Source organism: Polyangium mundeleinium (assembly GCF_028369105.1).
Classification (GTDB): Bacteria; Myxococcota_A; Polyangia; order Polyangiales; family Polyangiaceae; genus Polyangium; species Polyangium mundeleinium.
In genome coordinates this window covers 4,108,893-4,129,219 of sequence record NZ_JAQNDO010000001.1, presented here as the reverse complement: position 1 = coordinate 4,129,219, position 20,327 = coordinate 4,108,893, and the positions used below count along the sequence as shown (strand labels likewise).

The following is a 20,327-nucleotide window of genomic DNA, read 5'->3' as shown; positions in this document are numbered from 1 at the left end:
CTAGATTCCCGTTTCACCGAAGTGGCGCACCGCGGCATTCTTTGCGACCCCGGCGTCGTTGTCTTCCATGGGCCGCCCGAACACGAAACTTCGGTTCAACTCGGCGTTGACGAATATTCAGCGGTGTGAAACCCTCGCCCTTCAACGTTCGGGGGCCGTTCGGGGGCCAAAAAGGGCACCGCTCTACACCATGGAAGCCATGCTCTTCATTCCAAATTATTTCGAACTCGATAAGATTCACGAGGGGCCTGGGGTAGCCATTTTCCGTGCTCTCCGGGACAACGATCGCGCACCTGTCGTGATCAAAGTGACGCGGGGGGAGCGTCCGCACCCGCGCGAGCTGGCCAGGCTGCGCCACGAGCATGCCATCTTGCGCATGCTGGAGGGTCCGGGCGTCATCAAGGCCCACGCGCTCCTCCGGGTTGGCGCCGGCCTCGCGCTCGTCCTGGAGGACACCGGCGGCGCATCGCTCGCTCTCCGCCTGCGACGCGGCCCGCTCGAGCTCCGCGCCTGCCTCGACATCGCGCTCGCGCTCGCCCGAATCCTCGACGGCGTCCATGCGCGCGGCGTCATCCATAAAGACGTCAACCCGAACAATGTCCTCGTGGGGGAGCGCCCCTCCGACGTCCGGCTCATCGATTTCGGCATCGCCACGCTCCTGTCCCACGAAAGCGCACCCACAGGGGGTCACGCGTTCCTTGAAGGGACGCTCTCCTATATCGCCCCCGAGCAGACCGGCCTCCTAAGGCGCACGGTGGACTCCCGCGCGGATCTCTACTCCCTCGGCGCCACGATCTACGAGATGCTGACCGGCGCCCCGCCGTTCGACGAGCAGGACCCCATCGATCTCGTGCACAGCCACGCCGCGCGTGTGCCTGCACCCCCTCACGAGCGGCGGAGGGGGATCCCGGACGTCCTGTCCGCGATTGTGATGAAGCTCCTCGCCAAGGCCGCGGAAGACCGTTATCAGCAAGCCGCCGCGCTCGCGGCCGATCTTTCGAGGTGCGTCGCGGCGCTCGACGCCGGCGGCGACATCGAGGCGTTCGAGCTCGGGCGCAGGGACATCCGCGATACGCTGACCATTCCGGAGAAGCTCTACGGGCGCGAAACCGAAGTCGCGGCCCTCCTTTCGACGTTCGACAGGATGAGCCGCGGCGGGGCGGCGGAGATCGTCCTCCTCGCGGGCGCGGCGGGCGTCGGCAAATCGGTGCTCGTCCAGGAAGTGCAGCGCACCCTCGCGCTTCGAGGGGGCCAGCTCGTCGCCGGCAAATTCGACGCGCTGCGCCGCGATATGCCGTTCAGCGCGTTCACGCAGATTTTCCGCGAGCTCGTGAAGGGCGTGCTCAGCGAGCCGCCGGATCGGTTCGCGGAGCGCCGGAGCGCGCTTCTCGCGGCGCTGGGCGAGGGCGGCGCGCTCCTCATCGACCTCGTTCCCGAGCTCGAGCGTGTCATCGGCCCTCAGCCCCCCGCCCCCCCCGCGGGTCCCGTCGAAGCGCAGAACAGGCTCGGCATGCTGATGCAGAGCTTCGTCCGCGCCCTCTCCGGCCCGCAACGCATGCTCGTCTTCTTCATCGACGATCTGCAATGGGCCGACGCCGCATCGCTCTGGCTCATGCGCCTGCTCACGACGGATCCGGCCGGGAGCGCCGTCGTGCTCATGGGAGCCTATCGGGACACCGAGGTGGACGACACACACCCGCTTCGAATGACGCTGCGCGAAATCCGGAAGCAGGGCGTGATTCCGACGGAGCTCGCGATCCGTCCGCTCGACGAGGAGAGCGTCGTGAGGCTCCTTGGGGACACCCTCCCGCGGAGCGCTCCGGAGCGCCTCCGGACGCTCGCCGGGCAGCTCGGTGCCAAGACGGGGGGCAATCCGTTTTTCCTCTCGCAGCTCCTCCTCGCGCTCCATCGCGACGGCCTCTTTCGCGTGGATCGAGCCGAGGGGAAATGGACGTGGGACGACGCCGAGATCGCGGCGGCGCCAATCGCGGACAACGTGGCCGATCTCATGGCCGCGCGCCTCGGGCAGCTCGATCTGCGCGCCCAGCAAATGGTATCCATCGCGGCGTGCATCGGCCGCGAGTTCGACCTGGCGACGCTGCATGCAATCGCCGGCGAGCCCCCGGGCCGCGTGGCCGCATCGTTATGGCCCGCCCTTCGGGAGGGGTTCCTCGTGCCCCTGGATCAGGACTACCTGCTCCTGCCGACGTCGGAGGACGGCGAGGTCCCGAGCGTCGCGCCCGGCTTCTATCCCTCGGACGCCACCGCCGTGGACGGGGAGACCGCGATCAATGCGCGGTATCGATTCCTGCACGATCGCGTCGAGCAAGCGGCGTACGCGCTGGCCTCGGCCGAGGTACGGGCCGGGGTTCACCTGCGGATTGGACGGCGGCTCCATCGTGCGCTCGGCGAGGGCGCGCGGCCCGAGGAGCTCTTCGACGCGGCCCGCCAGCTCAATGCGGGCGCCGCTCACCTCCAGGACGGCGAGGAGAAGCGGGCGGTCGCGCGGCTCAATCTCCAGGCCGGCCGGGCCGCGAAGGGCCAAGGCGCGTACAGCGAGGCGGCGGCCTTCCTCGCGGCGGGCGTCGCCCTGATCCACGACGAGGGGTGGGTCGACGAAGACGACCTGTCGTTCGCGCTCGTCCGGGATCAGGCGGAGTGCGAGGCCATGGCGGGGCGCTCCGCCCAGGCCGACGCGCTCATCGATATCATTCTCGGGCGGGCCGGCCGCGCGTGGCAGCGCGCAGACGCCTACGGCGTGCGTGCCATCATGTACACCTCGCTCGGGCGTTTCTCCGAGGCGATGGACGCGGGGCGTGCGGGCCTCGCGCTGCTCGGCGTCGACCTCCCCCGGACCCCGGAGGAAGCGGAGGAGACCGCGACGCGCGAGGCCGAGCGGATCGATCGCCTCCTCACGGAGGGGGGCTCTGGCGCGCTCCTCGCGTCGCCTGAGCTGAAGGATCCCGAGGAGCTCGCGGCGGCCCGGATTCTCCCCGATCTGCTGGTCCCTGCGTACTGCATCGACATCCGGTTCTGGAAGCTGGTCCTCGCCACGCAGACCTTGCGCGGGATGACGCGTGGCCATTGCGGCCCGACCGCTCAATCCTATGTGTCGTACGGATTCTATCTGGCCGGGGCGCTCGGGCGTTATGCCGAAAGCCGCGTCTTCGGCGAGGTCGGGCTCACGCTCGCCGAGGCGCACGGCGACCCGGCGCTGCTCTGCAAGGTGACCCAGTCGTTCGCGACGTTCGCCGGGTATGCACATCCGTTGCGGGGGGTGCTCCCGCACTTCGCGCGGGCCCGGCAATTGAGCCTCCAGTCGGGCGAGCTCGTGTATGGCTCGTTCGCGTGTGTCTTCGTCCCGGTGACCCTCTTTCGGCTGGGCGATCCGCTCGACGTCGTGACCGCCGAGGCGCGCCGCAGCAGCGCCATCCTGAAGCGGATCCAGAACCCCATGTCGAGCGCACAGCTCCTCGCGATTCAGCAGACGATCGCCTGCATGCGGGGAGACACCGAGAGCCCCACGTCCTTCAACGACGGGACATTCGACGAGGCGGCGTGGGTCGCGGGCCTCGATCCGGTCATGATGGGGTTTGTCCGGGTCCTTTATTTCACCTACAAGACCCTCACGCTGTTCCTGCACGACCGTCCCTCCGCGGCGCTCCCGCTCATCGAGAGCGCCGAGGAGGCCGCGGGGGCCGTCGTGGGGCATCACTGGCCGACCGATCTGCCGTTTTATGCGAGCCTCGTGCTCGCCGCGGTGCACGCGGATGCGAAGCCCGAAGAGAGGCCGCGCCTCCTCGATCGGCTCGCCCGGTACCGGGAAAAACTGTCTTCGCTTGCGGACGCCTGCCCGGAGAACACCGCGCACCGGCACGCCCTCGTCGCGGCCGAGATCGCGAGGCTCGAAGGGCGCCCCGGCGAAGCCATGGACGCCTACGAGCAGGCCATCGCGCTGGCCGGGAAGCACGGATTCACGCAGGACGAGGCGATCGCGAACGAGCTCTACGGCCTCTTCTTCCTCGGGCGGGGACAATCGAAGAACGCCCGCACCTATTTGACCGAGGCTCATTATGGTTACCTCCGCTGGGGTGCCACGATCAAGGTCGCGCAGCTCGAAAGAAAACACAGGGCCCTCTTGTCTACGCCGGACGTCCCGCCCGCCCCTGCCGTCGGGGTCGGCGCGACGACCCTCTCGATCCGGTCGACGGTCGGCAAGCTGCTCGACCTGACGACCGCCGTTCGCGCCGCGCAGGCGCTCTCCGGCGAGATCGTCCTGGATCAGCTCATCGAGCGGTTGATGCGCATCATCCTCGCCAATGCCGGCGCGGAGCGTGGCTTTCTGATCCTCGATCGGGGCGGCGCGTGGGTCGTCGAGGCCCGGTTCCAGGTCAGCCCGGATCTCGTGGAATCTCGGCTCGACACCCCCCTCGAAGCGCGCGCGGATCTGGCCCAATCCATCGTCCGCTACGTGGCGCGCACGCAAGAGCCGCTCGTGCTGGAGAGCGCCGCGCGCGACCCGCGTTTCGCGGCGGACGCTCACGTGCGGAGCGCCGCTCCTCAGAGCGTGCTCGCCGTCGCGCTGATCCACCAGGGCCGCTGTCGCGGCGTCCTGTACCTCGAACACAACCGCACCGCAGGCGCGTTCGCCGAGGAGCGGCTGGAGTTCTTGCAGATGCTCTGCGCGCAAGCGGTCATCTCCATCGAAAACGCGATGCTTTATGATCGGCTGCAATCGATGAGCGCCGAGCTCCGGGAGCTCAACCAGCACCTCGAACAGGGAATCGCCCGCCGCACCGAGGAGCTCTCCGCGGCCAAGGAGCGCCTGGAGCGGGAGCTCGAAGAGCGCGCGCAGGCGGAGACGGCGCGCGCCGCGCTTCAGGAGGAGATCATCCAGATGCAAAGCGCGCGGCTCGAAGAGCTCTCGATGCCGCTCATCCCGATTATGGAGGAGATCCTCGTGCTCCCCCTCATCGGGACGATGGACACGCAGCGCGCCGAGGCGATGATGCAAGCGGTCCTCCACGGAGCCCAAGCGCACAGGGCGCGCACGGTCATCATCGACGTGACGGGGATGAAGCGCGTGGACGCGCGCGCGGCTGGCGCGTTGCTGCAGTCGGCGAGCGCGCTCCGCCTGATCGGCGCCGAGGTCGTCCTGACGGGCATGCGCCCGGACTTCGCGCGCGCGATCGTGGATCTCGACCTCGACCTCGCCGCCATCGTGACCAAGGGGACGCTCCAGAGCGGCATCGCCTACGCAATGGGACGCGCACGCCGGCGGAATTGATCACGGCGAGGCGGACCGGCCGGCGCGGGTCCTTGGCGTGTGGTGCCGACCGTGCGGCACACCATCGATCACTTCCTCCGCCGGATGTGCGAACCTGAGGCGGTGCCCCGCATCACGCTGATCTCCGACCTCGACCGCGCTTTTGACATCCACGCCGACCCTCGCAACGTGGCCATGATCAAACGCCGCCACACCTTCTGGACCAAGCTCGCCCGGTTGCGTTCCTGGGACCTCTCGGTCCGTCATGCAGGCGCTCTGGACGCGTCCCTTGGCGATGTGCGCGGCAGCGTGTGCTGGATCGACCTGCCGATGCTTCCCCGCGAGAGCTACAGGGCCCTTTTCGATCGCGTCAGCGCCCAGAAGCCAGCATGCGTCCTGGACGCTCCCGACGACGTGGAGCGGGTCCTCGGACTCGATCGTTCTTATCCGGTCCTCACGCGCGCCGGCATCCCCACCCCGCGCACGGCCTTTCTGCGCGTGGATGACGCGTGCGCCGCGGCCATCGACTCGCCAGCAGCTGTGCGCAGCAAGTTGACCGAGGCGATCTACAATGCTCTCTCCGATGCGGAGATCGATCCTCACGAAGGCATCTTCGTTCGAGGCTTCTATTCGTCGACCAAGTCGACCAACCCGGAACATTACTTCGGGAACAACCAGGCGGATATCGAGGCCACCGTCTTCGAGGTGATCCGCCGCCTGCGCGTGGCCCTCGACGTCGGCGGCCTCGCATTACGTGAACACATCGATCTCGAGCGAATCGAGCTACCAGCGCTTGCGGGCGCGCGTGATGCCATTCGTGTCCCCTTCGAGGTGCGGCTCACGGTGCTGGGCGGGCGTCTGCTGATGGCGAGTTATCATGGCCCTTTCGAGGTCCTCGCCGACGAGCCGCGCCATGCCCTCGAAAGCGCGCTTGCCGCCCGGCGTTGGGTCGTCGACGATGCCGTACGCGCTCTCGCGCCGGCCCTGCTCGCGGCGGATCTGCCGCCGAACTACGTGGCGGATCTCGCCTTCCTTCGAGGAGGCGGGCCGGTGGTGCTCGAGCTCAACCCGCTTTATGCCGCAGGCTACAACGTGCCCGCGGCGCACGCCTTGCTCGTCGCTGCGCTGGGCGCCGATCTCGCACGCCGTGCTGGGTATGCCGAGTCGACGCAAGCCGAGATTCTCGAGAGTGCGGCAGAGCTCATCGGAGGACGCGTCGAACAGAGCCCCGGGGTCATGTGGCCTCTCCCCAACCTCGCGCAACGCGGCGCGTCGCCCCCATAGCGCCGAGCCTCTGTCGGGCACGGGCTCGACGAGGAAGGATATCGGTGCTGCGACGACTCCGTGTAATATCGGCGGCATGAAGACCTTGGCATTGGTTCTGATCACTGGCCTTGCCGCGGTGGGGTGTGGTTCGAGCGGAGGAGATCCGAGCGGAGCCTCGAGTTCGAGCGGAGGCGGGGGCTCGGGCGGCGGGGACGCGGGCTCGGGCGGCGGCGCGGGCTCGGGCGGCGGCGCGGGCTCGGGCGGCGGCGCCTGCGGCGTGATGCTCGTCGAGGGGTACGACACGTCGGTGCCGACCGAGGGGACGATGCGCCCTGCGCTGAACGTCCCCTTCGAGGATGAGCACTACCACCTGAAGGTCGCCCGCGTGACCGACGCCTCGCAGGTCAAAGACCACGACATCCCGAACTGGGTCCGCCACGAATACTCACGCCGGCCCGCCTTCAATGCCGATTCGACCCGCGCGATCATGCTCAGCTCGAACGGGTGGTTGCGCCTTTACGAGGTGAAGCCGGACGGCACCCTGGCTTTCCTGAAGACGCTCTCTCTCGGTGAGCCCCAAGAGCCGAACTGGCACCCGACAGATCCGAACAAGCTCTACTTCTTCGAATCGTACGGTCAGGGTCTCACGATCTCGACCTACGACATTGCGAGCGACGAGAAGTCCACGTCGAGAGATCTCGGGACACGCGTGAAGGCGCTCTTCCCGGGCGCGACCGGAATGTGGACGAAGCAGGAGGGGCGCCCCTCCGATGACGGCAAGATCTGGTGCCTGGAGGCGGGCCACACAGCGGCCAGCAATTTCGTCCCCGATGGGCTCTTCGCCTACGACTTCGAGGCCGACAAGATCCTCGGGCACATGCCCGTGACGGAGGCGCCCGACCACATCTCGACGAGCCCCAAGGGGAACTACTGCGTGCCCTCCTGGGGGCTCCCCTTGGGGACACGCGCCTACAAGACCGACTTTTCGAGCTACACGCAGCTCCACGACCGCAGCGAGCACAGCGATCTCGCGATGACGAAGGACGGAGACGAGGTGCTCGTCTACACCGCGTACGACGGGGCGAATTCGGGCAACGTGGTCATGGTCGAGCTCGCAGGTGGGACGGCGACGCCGCTCTTTCCCCTCTACGGCGATAACCACGCGGGCGCCGCCATGCACATCAGCGGAACCGCCAAGAACAAGCCTGGCTACGCCGTCGTCGGGTTCTACGCCTGCGCCGAGGACTACGGCGCGAAAGCGTGCGACCCGTCTGCGCAGTGGTTCTACAACAAGGTCATCGCCGTCGAGCTCCAGGCGAACCCGAAAATCTACAATCTCGCCCATACCCACTACGGCAACGCTGGCTACTTCGCCTCGGCGCAGGCGGTCGCCAACCCGGACCTCACGAAGGTGCTGTTCGCATCGACCTGGGAGAGCACGATGGAGAGCAACCTCGCGAGCTACCTGATCCAGGTGCCGGCCTGCGCCCTTCCATGACCCGAAGAGCGTGGCCGGGATGCCAACGTTGCTCGATCGCCGTCAGATCGCTCGCGCGACCCCTGCAACCATGCGATCCTGCCGCCTCGGAGGAAACATGTATCGACATCTGGACCCCCACGCCCCGCTGCTCGTGCTCGCCTTTGGAGGGTATGTCATCGCGGTCGAGCGTCGCACCGGCAAGCTCGTATGGCAGCAGCAGTACCACGAGCCGTACACGGCGCGGCTCTTGTTCGCGCCCGGACGCGTGCTGCTCGGTTATCACAAGGAGCTCGTCTGCCTCGCTTACACCACCGGCCAGGTGCTATGGCGAACGGCTGTGCCGACGTCGACAGACTCGATCGTTGTCGACGGCGACGAGATCTTCTTTGGTGCTGTCGGCGAGGCCGGCTGCGTGGACGTGAACACGGGCGCGCTGCTCTGGCATCACCCTTTCACGGGCATGGGTACGTCCGCCGTCGCCCTCGGCGTGCCAGGCAACGTCGCGCAGATCGATCGCAGTCGATGACGGCAGAGCCCCCCTCGTCCGGCGCCGCGCCCGTATCGCATAAGATGCCATTCCTATCGCGTCACAGGTTCGAAAACCGGGATCACGTGGCGAATTTCGCTTGCCAGCCGAGATTCCCTCTAACGCACGGCGCCCCCTCATCCCGAGTTGCCGAGCGCCTCTCGGGCTTCTGAAAGACGTGCTCCGCGGCGCCACGCCGAGCCCGTGACGACTCCCGTTCGCGTTCTGACATTCCGGTTGACAGGCGCAGTGGGCCCTATCTACGTTTGCGACCCGACGGGAGGTCCAATGCGGGGTTCTCTAACACTTGGTGTGCTCCTTGCGCTGCTGGGTTGCAGCAGCGGCGGCGATAACAACGGTGAAGGAGGTGGGACGGCCAGCACGTCCGTCGGTGGAGGGACGGCATCGAGCGGCGGCGGAGGGCAAGGCGGCGCGGGGGGCATGGGGATGGGCGGAGCCGGCGCCGGGGGCGGCGGTGGGGACGCGACCGGCGGACAGGGCGGCGTCGGAGGCTCGGGCGGAGGCGGCACCGGCGGCTCGGGCGGCGCCGGCGGACAGGGCGGCGTCGGAGGCTCGGGCGGAGGCGGCACCGGCGGCTCGGGCGGCGTCGGCGGCTCGGGCGGAGGCGGAGGCTCGGGCGGCGCTGGCGGCTCGGGTGGCGCCGGCGGCGGCGGCGGCTCGGGCGGCGGGGCGCTGACGACGACGCTTTACGGCGTGCATTACGACCAGGCACAGATGGAGGAGCGCTTCGGCTTCGTGACACCCTCCACGGGGAAACTTCATACGATGAGCATTCTCCCCGGTGTCCTGGGCGTCGGCAGCCCGATGGTGCTCGACTCCGTGAAGGGTCGATTCTACCTCCAGACGAACCTCGGCCAGCTCGCGATTGACGTGAAAACCGGCTCCGTCGTTGATGTCTCCCCCCCGTGGGAGAGCTATACCGTGCGTGCCCACCCCATCACCGGGATCCTCTATGGCGTGAGGTGGGACGCCGTGGCCTCCGAGGAGCACTTCGGCACCATCGATCCAGCGACCGGAATCTTTTCCAGCATCAACACGCTCCCTGGCGTCATGCTGCTCTCGGACGATCCCGGGATCGATCCGACCGGCAAAAGCTATTACTTGAGGACGAACCTCGGTTGGCTGACGATCGACGTGGACACGGGCCTCATCACCCACGTCGCGCCTGACGTGGACGACGCGTCGGGGCTCGAGCTCCACCCGATCACGGGCACGATTTATGGCCTCCTCCGGAATCCCGCCACGCTCGAATTCGCGTTCGGGACGCTGGATCCCCATACGGGGATGCATACCCCGATCAAGAGCATCCCGACCGTCACGTCGCACAACGCTCGCGGAGGCATCGACCCGGCGAAGAACGAATACTACGTGTTCACGAACCTTGGTTATGTCACGATTGACATCACCACGGGTGATGTCACGAACATCGCGCCGAATCCAGACGACTTCACGAACGCCTTCGAATATTACAGCCCGTAGACGCAGGGCTCGTGCACGCACCGCAGGTGGCATGTGCTGCTCTGGAAACCGGAGTTGCTCGTCCTGGCAGAGCTCCTCGGCCTCCAGACGATCAACGCCGAAGCGCCGAAGCGCGGCCTGCACCGCAGCGAGCATCGCTTCCCTCCTCGCCCCCGCACGTGACGACCGCTCCCGCACGCTCTGAGGCCACAGGGAGGCCACGACGAAATGGGGCAGGTTGTCCCGAAGATCGATACTTCCGGTTGCAAACTTTCAATGATTCGCAACTTCCGCGCGGTCACGTCCGAACGCTAGCGAGCACCTTGGCGGTGGGAAGCCCAACCATCCGCATCATGCAAACGAAGACAATGCTTGCCGCGACCGATCACCGCGCCTTCTCGGCGTCCGCGAGCGCCTTCCATGCGGGCTCGGCCGCGCCCACCGCCGAGCGCGCCCCGGAGCGCACGATGGGCGTGCGGAGCAGCAGCGGATCCTCCAAGAGCAGCTCGGCGAGGCGTGCCTCGGTCGGGGCGCTGTACTGGAGCCCGCGCTCCTTCACGCGTGGACTCTCCGCATCGTAGAGCGCGCGCATGCCGCCCACGGCGCGCGCTACGCTGGCGAGCTCTCCCTTGGAGAGGCCCTTTTCGCGCAGGTCGACGCTCTGCACCTTGATGCCGCGCTCTGCGAAGAACCGCTGCGCCGCACGCGTCGCTTTGCATTTCGTCGTGCCGAAAATCTGGATCACAGCAGGGCCACCCTAGCACGGGCGCGCGCGAACGGGGCGACCCACCCCCTCGATGCACAGCTTGTGGCTGCGACACACCCAGGGCGACCGGTCGAGGTGCCCTGCACCGCGCTCGCCGTCGTATGTCCGCCACCCCCGCTGCCCTCCGCTTCCGAAAGGCAGCTTCTGACGCGTCTCCCGTCGCTTGATGAAGGGTCGACCTCCTGGTAAGGTTTAGTAATTCATGGTACCATCCCCCTCGCTCGCAGCCGTCTTCCTCGAGGTGCTTGGTGGCGCGTCCACGCGGACCGAAGCCGCAGCACCAGGGCTCGAAGCGAAGCTCTGCACGATCCTCGATGCGGCGCATACAGCGCATCCCGACATTCATGTGGCAGGTGAAACCTTCGCCCGCCACCTGGGGGGCGCCTCTCCTCGACACACGAACCATTCGAGGTCCTCGGAACCCTGAATACCAGTGATCTCTACCTCGCTTGCGCGGCCGCGCATGGCAACTCGACCGCCATCGCAGAGATCGAGCGCGGCTATTTTTCGTGGCTCCATGCAGCGATGGCGCGCGTCGCCGGGGTCGAGGACAGCAGCGATCTCATCCAGCTCCTCCGTCAGAAGCTGTTTGCTGCAGAGCCCGATGAGCTGCCGAAAATCGGCGAGTATGCCGGAATCGGGTCGCTGGGCGCCTGGCTCCGAGTCACCGCGATGCGCATGGCGCTCAACGCGCGGCGTGGACGCAGGCGAGAGGGCGTGCACGTCAACGCGGATGACCATCTCGATGGGATCGCGACCCACGCGTCCCCCGAGCTGGAATATCTCAAGTCGCGCTACAGGAATGAGTTCAAGTATGCCTTCGAAACGGCGGTCACGGCGTTGTCAGCGCGCGATCGGAACTTGCTACGTCTCCATTTCATCGATGGCTTGAACATCGATCAAATCGGGGCCATCCACCGGGTCCACCGTTCGACCGTCGCACGGTGGATTGCGCAGGCGCGGGAGTCCATCCTCCTCGAGACACAACGCCTCCTCCGCGGGCGGCTGGGGCTCGATAACGCGGATTTCAACAGTCTGCTCGCCTTGGTCAAGAGTGAGCTCAACCTGAGCATCCACCGGTACGTGACAGATGCCGCGCAGTGATTCGTGGGGTTCACGTCAGGGCTTCGGGGCGCGTCCGCGGCCTATGGACACGGGGTCCACCGCGTCTCCATGGTCCGACCATCGAGGAAGACCTTGCCGAGTTTCGTCTCCGGGTCGTTCTCTGCTTCGCGCACGGCGGTGACGCCGATCACGCGGCATCGCGCGGGGTATTTGTCCCCAGGTTGGCGATGAATCACGTCAATATACATGATGGCCCTGACGAGCTCGCGGCCCTCGTACTCTTTCTTCCACTTGTCGAGGACGTAGGAGACCCGCACGATCTGCTTGTCACGAAACAGGGCTTCAGCCCGCACGAGCCTCTCGATCTCGCGCAAGGTCGCGGGATCTCCGCTCGCTGAGTCCTCGACATTCGCCGCAAGATGGGCCTTGAACGCGGCTTCGCTCGGCACCTTGATGGTCACGGTCCCCTCGGCAAACGTCTCGGTACGTTTATCGTTCGCGAGCGTGAGCTTCAGCGTATTGTCGCCCACGTGCAGCATGGGGATGATGCGCTTGTGGAACTCCTGCCAGATCCGCGCCCAGTGTGGACGGTCCTTCAAATTCGACCAGACCCCCACGTAGTGGATCGACGGGCTGCCCATGTTCACATTGGACGCCTCCGGACCAAGGACGCCGTGCACCGGCTTGACCTCACCGTCGCCCTTGAGCTCAACGAAGCCGAGCGCCCCTAATTCGTTATTGGGGACGAGCTCGGCGCCGGCGCCCAGCGCGGGCTCGCCATTGACCTCCGCGTACAACACGACGAGGTTCGGGGCCGGCCCGTAGGCATGGATGTACAGCGGGTCTCCGAGCGTCCACGTGTCGATCGCAATCGAGGCGTTGCTGGCGTCCGCCTCCAGCCACTTGTTCGCGAAGAGGATCCGGTGCTGATACGGCGCCGCGACGACAGCTACTTTCGGCTTTTTCGGCTCTTCCGGGACAGGGGCGGCCTCGTTTTTCAGCGGCTCCTCCTCCGGCGGCGTCGACGCTCGAATGAGGTCAGCGCCACCGCGAATGAGCTCAACGCAACCCGGGAGGCACCCGAGGCTGACAGCGAGGAGGCAGCCGTGCAGGAAACGAGAAGGGAAACGCATCGCCGCCACGGTAGCGGAGCGTTGGCGAAACGCTAGGCAGAGAAGCCTCTTGACAGGCCGTGGATTCTACGTTCCACGAGTCCGGAAGGGTGCACCCCGCTGCCGGAGTCGCGCACGAGCATGTCGGGCAATCAGGCTCGGCGAAGGTGACGTCGACCCAGTTCTCGTACGGGGTTCCCAGAAGCGGCGGCGGAAGCGGCTCCCTCCGTCTCCTTCCCCATCCACACGTACGAGGGGTAGTAGTCGAACCCGCCGCCACCGGGCGCCATGCACTCTGCGTTCGCGGGACATCCAGACGACAAGCCCGCTTCTGGACCTCCATCATCGTCGCCCGCGTCGACATCGTCCCCGGCATCCACGTCGGTATCGTCGCCTGCATCGGGCGGGCACGCGTACTTCTCCCCCGCCGGGCCGCAGCACGGGACCTCTTCCTGCGCGTCGTTGTAACAGACGCTGACGAGCTCGATGTTGCCGTCGCAGCTCTCTGCATCACATGCAGCGAGCCCAAAGGTGATCAACAGGCCGAGATACGAGGCGAAGGTCTTGAAAGAGCGCACGCGGTAAAACCTAGCCTCCGCGCCTGGACTCCGTCAACGTTCGGACAAACCAATCGTGAGCGCAGCCGCGTTCCACGAACGCTTGCGCCTCGTGCGCCCCACGGGCATGCTCCGCGCCAGGGACAAACCTGGTCACTCAGGTCATGCGCGACTCCACTCCACGCCCTTGCAAGGCGCGCCTTCTCCTCGTCGCGGCGCTGCTCTGCGGCACCTCGGAGGCGGCGGCGCAGCCATCCCAGGTGCTGCCGTGGCGCCTCGACTACGCCCCCGGCCCCAACGCCCCGAAAAACTGCCCCGACAAGAGCTACATCCAGGCCGCCCTCGCCACGAAGCTCAAGGGGCAAGACCCCTTCACCGACGACACAACGCGCTCCATCTCCGTGAAACTCGTGCTCACACCGCAGCGGATCGAGGCGCATATCGAGGCACGTGACGAGAACGGTGAGGTTGTCGCCGAGCACGTCACACAGGCGGAATCTTGGCGCTGCGACCAGCTCGCCGATCGCATCGTCTTCTACCTGCGCGACATCATCGACCCACTGACGATCCCGCCCGCGGCCCCGGCAGCTTCGAGCTCGTCTGCAACCCCCGCGCCTTCCGCGCCTTCATCACCCGCTCCGTCCCCATCTCCCTCGACTCCTGCTCGCGTCGAGCCGCTTCAATCTGCAGGGGGACCCTCGGCACCCAAGGCCGCAGCGCGCTCGGCGGGGCAGCCGCAGCTCGCCATCTACGCGAACATGGGGGCTGCCTGGTGGAGCGCCCCCGAGACCGCCTTGAGCCTCGCGGCGGGCATCGAGGCGCGGTGGAGCTGGCTCTCCATTGGTCTCGAAGGGCAGTACGACCACGCCTGGGCCTTGCCGACGAAGCAGGACGTCGATGCTGAACGCGCGGGTGTGTCCGCACTGGCGTGTGGGCGTCACGCTCTCTTCTCGTCTCGAACCTTCGCCCGCGCATGCGTCTTTGGCGACGTTGCACTGCTCTCGATTGATGCCGAAAAGGAGAAGAGGCCAGATGCAGAGGACGTCATCGTCGACGTCGGCGCGCGGCTCGGGGGGGAATTCTGGCTGGCGCGCTTCTTCGCCCTCGAGCTGTACGGGGACATCGCCTACGTGCCACGCCGGCCGGTGGTCATCGTCGATGGCGAGGAGTTCTGGCGCGCGCCGCGTCTCACCGGCGCTGTCCGGGTCGGCCTGGTTGTTCCCTTCGACATCCGGTGAAGTGGACTTTGAGCAGAGAGCCACACGATTTATTGGACGGGTCGCCCGTCTCGGCGCGTGTTTGTCTGTATGGGGCTCCTCCTCCCGTTCCTGCATCATGCGAGTGACGCCTTTCTCCGCTTCTACGCGACGTACCTCCTGACCGTTCTGGGGATCCTCGCTCGGATGGGCGTGCGCCAGGCAGATGTCAACGACCTCGCGCAGCTCGTCTTCGTGAAGGTCTACAAGAACTTCGACAAGGTCCCGTCCGCGGGGATCGAGGACTGGCTTGAGATGATCTGCAAACAGCAGGCGGCGGAGCACTATCGCCTCTACCGTCACCGCTTCGAGATCCCCGAGGCAGACGTCGGCGTGGACGTGCCCAGCGACGAGAACCCGCACGAGCGCTTCGAGTGTCATGAGCTCGATGAGGTCGTCAAACGCGTGCTCCAGACCATGGACGCGGAGCTCGTCGATGTGCTCGTCAGGGCCGAGTTCAACGGGGAGTCGCTGCCGATGATCGCGGCAGCGCTGGGGGTCTCGCGCAACACGGCGCAGGCCAGGCTCGTCGAGGCAAAGGACGTCTTCCGGCGCAGGGTGAAGAAGATGTTCGGCCGGGACTTCACGCCGTTCATGCTGCTGCCCTTCGGCCTCGATACCGTCTTACGCCCCGAGGACCTCACGCCCGACTTCATCGAGAGGGCGCGGCACGAGGTGTGGCGCCGCGTCGCACGCGAGCTCGGTTTCGACGAGGTGCTTCATCCCGCCCTAGCGCCGAGCCCGCCGCCGCCTTCCGAGCCGCCGGCCTCGGGTGAGCGGCTCATCCGAGCGGTCGCGCCCACGGGCTCCGGACCTCGGGCCACCGCGAAGGCGGTGCTCGAGCGCCTCATCAAGCACCCGCTCTTCCTGGTCGGCGTCGGCGCCCTGGGCGGGGGTGGTGCGGTCGCGCTCTGGCCCCACGACGAGTCGCCTGCCGCGCGGCATGCGGTGCCGATGGTGCTGTCCGTCGTGGTCGACGAGAGCGGGGGTGGTGAGAGCTCCTCTGTCGTCGCGTCCCCGGCCACTCCCGGACCGAGCCCCACCGTGGTTGTTGTCGCGCCCCCGCGCGCCGCGCCCGCCGCCGTGCCGCTCAACGACCCGGAGACGACAAACCTCGAACAAGCCCGGGAGATGCTCTCGCGCGGGCAGTTCGCCGAGGCGCTCTTCACGCTGCGGCAGCATGAACGCGACTACCGGGGCAGTCATCACGCGACGGTCCGGAACAAGTACATCGCCGCGGCGCTCGAGGGCCTGCGGCGGAACGAGCAGAAGAGCGACAACACGCCCTGATCAGCCTACTGCACGCGGGCGTGCACTTTCCTTGGACGGGTCGCCAGCGTCGGCTCGTGTTTAGAGAGTAAGGGACATGCGGCTTCTGCGCCCGGCCATGATCGCCGGCATGCGGACGCGTTTGTCCTTGCGATTCATCATCATCCGCAGACGGCCGCGGTGCAGGGCGCGCATTGGGTGCGTTCGTCGAGGCATACCACCGCGGTCGCCTGGGGATGGTGATGTTCGCTCGAAGGAGGTCGCGGGATACAGCTCGCATTCGCTAGCCCAGGTTCCGCGCCCACCTCCGGGCGATCATCACTCCCATCGTCATCCCGGTCGTCTGCGGCGTCTTCCGAGTGGACGTCGCACGGCCAACGGACGGGCGGCTTCGCGGCTTTTCAGGCCGCAGACGGCATTCGTGCGCTCGGAGGGGTATATGGTCGATGAGGAAGAAGACGAAGCCGCCACGCGCGTGATGACGGGCTCAGCAGCCAGTCACGACGAGATTGACAACGCCCCCACGGCGTTCTTCGTGCGGCCGGCTGTGCCCGCGCCTCCCGTTCTCGCCATGTCGCTCCCGGTGAGGCCCTCATGGTGGCGCGTGCTCATCGGCGTCTTGTGCTTCTGGCGACGCCGCCCTGCACCTGCGCGTCCGCCGGCCTCTGCATCGACATCGCACGTGCTCGTGTCCGCGCCCAAGGCGGCGCGCAGGCCCGTCGCCACGCTGGTCTCGCCTCTCTCCCCAGGGCGGCGCGCCGTTGTCGACGAGGTGCACATGCTGCTCTGGAGCTTCGAGCCGCATGAGCTCGAGGTGACAGCGAAGCTCATCGAGCACATCGACGCAGCTAGGCTCGCAGGGCCGGAGGGGCGCGTCGAGGCGCAGATCATCTACGCGCTCATGTACATGCGCGCCGACGAAGACGGGGCGGTCGGCCTCGCTGTTCTGCGGGGCAAGCTCCTCGGGATCGCACGATCCGCAGTGGACCAAGCGCTCCTTCATCTCGAAGAGCAAGGCCAAGTTGTACTTCGTCCTGCGGATCCGCTCTCCGGGACACGACAAGTTGCTGCAGGGCTCGAACATCCGACGCGAGGGCTGCTCGAGCGCGTCGCTCTCGTTGCACAAGCGAGGAGAGCGTCTTGAGCGGCGAGCGCGCCACAACAGGTACGCCAGGCGGCGCCAACGCGCAGGCCGCGCCCATCTCGACAAACCCGCCGTCGACGATCCGACCTTCCCCGCCTGCGCCCCCACCCGTCGAGCCTCGACGACGTCATCGCACGCCGATCGAGGAGGTGAACGATGTCCTCCGGCAGCTCCGCATCCCCGAGCTCGCCGACGTCCTCACCTTCGCCCAGCGTGTTCTCGCAGCCCGCGATGCTGCCGCTGATCCAGAGGTCGTGAGCGGCATCCTCGCTGCGCTGAAACGGCTGCATCCACCGTACAAGAACACGTCCGGTGTGCCACTGCCCATTCTGCGAGGCGCACTTCTTCAGGTGCCGCGCGCGACCTTCGAGCGCGCGCTGCTAGAAGCGGAAGTGCAGGGGCTCGTGAAGCTGGTGCCAGTCGCCCCCCTCGCACCCTTCGTTGAGCGACACGCGAGCATCCAGGATCAGAAGCCGAGACTGCTCTACTTCTGCACCGCCCCGGGGGCACACGGGCGACGGGAGCCCTGACATGGGCCGCCGACGCGAGCCGGATCCGTTGGTCCTCAAACTAGGTGGTCGGATCAGGGATCTGCGCCTCGCGCAGGGGATGTCGCTCGAGCACCTCAGAACGAAGACCGGCATCGTCGCGAGCCACCTGTCGCTCATCGAACGCGGGTATGTCGCGATCAACGTCGGCACCCTCGATCGCATCGCACGCGCGCTCGGCTTGACGCCGATGTTTCTGGTTCTGTTCCCCGAGGAGAGTGAGCTCGAGGCAGTCGTCGAGCAGATCGGCAGTATGAGCGCGGAGGAGCTGGCGCAGCTCCGCAAACAGGTGTCCGCCTCGAGCCCACGGGCAGAGAAGCCTCGCCCTTCGCGTGGAACTCGTCGCACGTAGAACACCAAGTGGTCGGACTCGACAGATAACCAGATGAGCCTCGACAGCAGAGGGGGCTGATCGAGTGCCACGGCATGCAAGCGAAGAACCCAAGGTCAGGCTCAACTTGAAGCTTCCCGAGCGCCTCCGTGGCAGGCTCGATCAGATGCGCGCGATGAGCCAGGCCGGCACGATCACCGAGGTGGTGAAGAGAGCCGTGGTCCTGTACGACGTGCTGCTCTCGGCAATCCGAAACGGCCGGGCGAGGGTGATCCTGCGCAGCAGCGACGGCACGGAGCGCGAGCTGCTCATCCCGTGATCTCCTGCCGACGTGCTCCGCCAGGATGACCAGGCAGGGTTTGTCCTCTCTTGCGGTTTGCCGCGGAACATGCGATCCAGGGCGCGATGTCCTCCGCTCGTCCGCCTCCCGCGTCTTTCGAGCCCCCGCCTCCGCCCTCGCGAAGGCGGCTCAGAACGGGGCCCGACGCATTCGACGTCCTCTCGCGCGATGGCGCGGCTGCGGTCCTGCTCTTCGCCCGTGCGAAGCTCGAAGCTGAGCGTCGGCGTGCACCGGGACTCGTGAACGGATCCCTTCGCGCCTTCGCCTCGGGCGTGGAGTCAGCGGCTCGCAGCGTGACCGAAGGGGCACATGACGATGGCGTGTTCATCGCGCCGCTCTTCGGCCTGCTCCGTGAGCGTGACGAGGTCCCCTCCTGCCCGACGCTGTCGGCCTTCAAAGCGAGGCTGCTCCAAGCGTACCACCGGGGGCTCCTCGAGCTCGCCACCTGCAAACGCGCCGAGGACGAAAACCCGCTGGTGGTCGCCGCATCGGCGCTGCGCGACCGGCGAACCACGTTTCATCTCGTGCAGCGATGGTCGCGTCGGAACATGTACGCCGCGCTCGACGACGTCCTCGAGGCGCTCTCTCCCAAGGCTTACGCCGCAGCAAAAGACTTCGCGCGCAAGGTCCACGAGGATGAACAGCGACGCGAAGGGCGCCCCCGCCTGATCACGCTGCGCCTCGATGCTTTCGCCGCGCGCGTGCAGGCCGTGGCCAATGAAGGCTCGCACGATGCGCTCATCGTGGAGCTGTTCCAGGAGCTCGATGACCGCGGTGAGGCGACGGGGCTCGGCCTCTCGGCGTTCAAGGCTCTGCTTCGCGGTGCGCATCGCAGGGGCCTGCTCACGCTGCGCGCCTGGCAGGCGAAGGATGGTGTGAAGACCCCAGTCATGCAGGTGTCCGCGGTCGATCACGAGGGGATGAAGCTGCACCTCGTGTGCCGTACGGCGGCGCCGTTGCCGATCCCATGGGGGCGACCAGCGCTGCCATTGCCCCCTGCAAGGGCGACGGCGACGGGGGCTTGAAAACCTGACCTAACGCGTGTCTGTCATTCGGCCGGAGGAGACTCCAGCGCCGCGATCAGGGCAGCGCTGGTGCGGGACGCGCCTCGAACTCCTCCGGCCTCTGGCGCCAGCGCTCGGCGACGAACCGCTCGATCCCCACGACGCTGCTGTCTTTCGACTCCGGCGGATACCAGAGCTCGATCATCACCGCGTGCTCTTTGCCATCCTTGAGCGTCTCTAACAACGCCGCCTCGGTGGGAGCGTCACGGCGAATGTAGCCGGTGATCCTGGCTCCGTCGGCGTCACGGAGCTCGATGGACTGGTGGGTCTTCTCCGCGTCGTCGTAGTCGAAGTTGTAATAGTCCGTGAGCTTCGCCCAGACACGGAAGAGGTGAGTCCCGTGCAACCGCTGCGTCCGGAAGTACGGCAGCGAGACCGGGTTGTATCCGACTGAGGATCGCCAGTCGATCTTCAACCCCTCAGCCGTTTTTTTGATGTGGTAGTACACCCGATCGTTCTTGCCGAGAACGACCTCGACGCTGCAGTAGTCGCCCTCCTTCACCTTCGCGCAGTCGTCGGCCTCGATCGACTCGAACGGCTTCTTGCAGGTCTTCTGGTCCTTGTAGTGCTCGGCGAGCACGGCGCGGTTCGCCTCGGGTTCGAGGATGAGCTTCGCGCGGTCGAGGCAGCTTTCCTGGTTCAAGTAGTCCCGCACGATGGTGGATGCGTCGCGGGAACATCCAGCGACGAGCACCGAGCTTGCCAGTACGAACGCGAGGGGCAGCGCTGTTGACGCCGCGGATTGCACGGTGGGTGGAGTGGGAAACCAACGCATCGTGATGCAACAGTATACGATCGTGGTGTTTGTCAACACCATCGTGTGTTCACCTGAGGCGTCATCCCCGCGACCTTCGGCGC

At 66.8% G+C, this 20,327-nt stretch carries 17 protein-coding genes and 1 pseudogene; 14 read left to right on the top strand and 4 right to left on the bottom strand.

Features of this window, described 5'->3' with window-relative positions:
* Positions 1 to 199 precede the first annotated feature (199 nt).
* From POL67_RS16560 to POL67_RS16535, 6 genes are all read left to right on the top strand, one after another.
* On the top strand, positions 200 to 5,287 hold the full coding sequence (locus POL67_RS16560) for an AAA family ATPase (RefSeq protein WP_271918329.1): 5,088 nt from the start codon (positions 200 to 202) through the stop codon (positions 5,285 to 5,287).
* 51 nt (positions 5,288 to 5,338) lie between these two features.
* Positions 5,339 to 6,550 carry an ATP-grasp domain-containing protein gene (locus POL67_RS16555; RefSeq protein ID WP_271918328.1) on the top strand — a complete coding sequence of 404 codons (1,212 nt, stop codon included), beginning with the start codon at positions 5,339 to 5,341 and terminating at the stop codon, positions 6,548 to 6,550.
* Positions 6,551 to 6,626: 76 nt separating this feature from the next.
* Positions 6,627 to 8,030 (top strand): hypothetical protein, encoded by a 1,404-nt coding sequence (locus POL67_RS16550; RefSeq protein WP_271918327.1) that lies wholly within the window; start codon positions 6,627 to 6,629, stop codon positions 8,028 to 8,030.
* Between the two features lie 97 nt (positions 8,031 to 8,127).
* Positions 8,128 to 8,538 (top strand): outer membrane protein assembly factor BamB family protein, encoded by a 411-nt coding sequence (locus POL67_RS16545; protein ID WP_271918326.1) that lies wholly within the window; start codon positions 8,128 to 8,130, stop codon positions 8,536 to 8,538.
* A 312-nt stretch (positions 8,539 to 8,850) separates the two neighbouring features.
* Positions 8,851 to 10,038: a hypothetical protein gene (locus tag POL67_RS16540; RefSeq protein ID WP_271918325.1), complete on the top strand. Its 1,188-nt coding sequence runs from the start codon at positions 8,851 to 8,853 to the stop codon at positions 10,036 to 10,038.
* Positions 10,039 to 10,071: 33 nt separating this feature from the next.
* Positions 10,072 to 10,200 carry a hypothetical protein gene (locus tag POL67_RS16535; protein ID WP_271918324.1) on the top strand — a complete coding sequence of 43 codons (129 nt, stop codon included), beginning with the start codon at positions 10,072 to 10,074 and terminating at the stop codon, positions 10,198 to 10,200.
* A 202-nt stretch (positions 10,201 to 10,402) separates the two neighbouring features.
* Here the strand turns inward: POL67_RS16535 and POL67_RS16530 are convergent, their stop codons facing one another.
* Positions 10,403 to 10,762 carry an arsenate reductase family protein gene (locus tag POL67_RS16530; protein ID WP_271918323.1) on the bottom strand — a complete coding sequence of 120 codons (360 nt, stop codon included), beginning with the start codon at positions 10,760 to 10,762 and terminating at the stop codon, positions 10,403 to 10,405.
* Between the two features lie 414 nt (positions 10,763 to 11,176).
* Here POL67_RS16530 and POL67_RS16525 point away from each other — a divergent pair.
* Positions 11,177 to 11,887 (top strand): annotated as a pseudogene (locus POL67_RS16525) (sigma-70 family RNA polymerase sigma factor); the annotation flags it as partial.
* 41 nt (positions 11,888 to 11,928) lie between these two features.
* Here POL67_RS16525 and POL67_RS16520 read toward each other — a convergent pair.
* Both POL67_RS16520 and POL67_RS16515 read right to left on the bottom strand, forming a co-directional pair.
* A complete protein-coding gene (locus tag POL67_RS16520; protein WP_271918322.1) occupies positions 11,929 to 12,981 on the bottom strand; it encodes a hypothetical protein in 1,053 nt (350 codons plus the stop codon).
* 131 nt (positions 12,982 to 13,112) lie between these two features.
* The gene (locus tag POL67_RS16515) at positions 13,113 to 13,538 is read right to left on the bottom strand and encodes a hypothetical protein (RefSeq protein WP_271918321.1); all 426 of its coding nucleotides are present in this window, start codon (positions 13,536 to 13,538) and stop codon (positions 13,113 to 13,115) included.
* Between the two features lie 239 nt (positions 13,539 to 13,777).
* Between POL67_RS16515 and POL67_RS16510 the strand changes: the two genes are divergently transcribed.
* The 7 genes from POL67_RS16510 (at position 13,778) to POL67_RS16480 (ending at position 19,430) form a co-directional block, all read left to right on the top strand.
* Positions 13,778 to 14,755 carry a hypothetical protein gene (locus tag POL67_RS16510; protein WP_271918320.1) on the top strand — a complete coding sequence of 326 codons (978 nt, stop codon included), beginning with the start codon at positions 13,778 to 13,780 and terminating at the stop codon, positions 14,753 to 14,755.
* Between the two features lie 69 nt (positions 14,756 to 14,824).
* A complete protein-coding gene (locus POL67_RS16505; RefSeq protein WP_271918319.1) occupies positions 14,825 to 16,063 on the top strand; it encodes an RNA polymerase sigma factor in 1,239 nt (412 codons plus the stop codon).
* Between the two features lie 418 nt (positions 16,064 to 16,481).
* Positions 16,482 to 17,186, top strand: coding sequence for a hypothetical protein (locus POL67_RS16500; protein ID WP_271918318.1), 705 nt, complete (start codon positions 16,482 to 16,484; stop codon positions 17,184 to 17,186).
* A 149-nt stretch (positions 17,187 to 17,335) separates the two neighbouring features.
* Entirely contained in the window at positions 17,336 to 17,716 is a 381-nt protein-coding gene (locus tag POL67_RS16495) for a hypothetical protein (RefSeq protein WP_271918317.1), read from the top strand.
* A 1-nt stretch (position 17,717) separates the two neighbouring features.
* Positions 17,718 to 18,086, top strand: a complete 369-nt coding sequence (locus POL67_RS16490; RefSeq protein ID WP_271918316.1) for a helix-turn-helix domain-containing protein — start codon at positions 17,718 to 17,720, stop codon at positions 18,084 to 18,086.
* A gap of 106 nt (positions 18,087 to 18,192) precedes the next feature.
* A complete protein-coding gene (locus tag POL67_RS16485; protein ID WP_271918315.1) occupies positions 18,193 to 18,384 on the top strand; it encodes a hypothetical protein in 192 nt (63 codons plus the stop codon).
* A 314-nt stretch (positions 18,385 to 18,698) separates the two neighbouring features.
* Positions 18,699 to 19,430 carry a hypothetical protein gene (locus tag POL67_RS16480; protein ID WP_271918314.1) on the top strand — a complete coding sequence of 244 codons (732 nt, stop codon included), beginning with the start codon at positions 18,699 to 18,701 and terminating at the stop codon, positions 19,428 to 19,430.
* Positions 19,431 to 19,485: 55 nt separating this feature from the next.
* Here POL67_RS16480 and POL67_RS16475 read toward each other — a convergent pair whose 3' ends face one another.
* A complete protein-coding gene (locus POL67_RS16475; protein ID WP_271918313.1) occupies positions 19,486 to 20,244 on the bottom strand; it encodes a hypothetical protein in 759 nt (252 codons plus the stop codon).
* Positions 20,245 to 20,327: the final 83 nt, after the last annotated feature.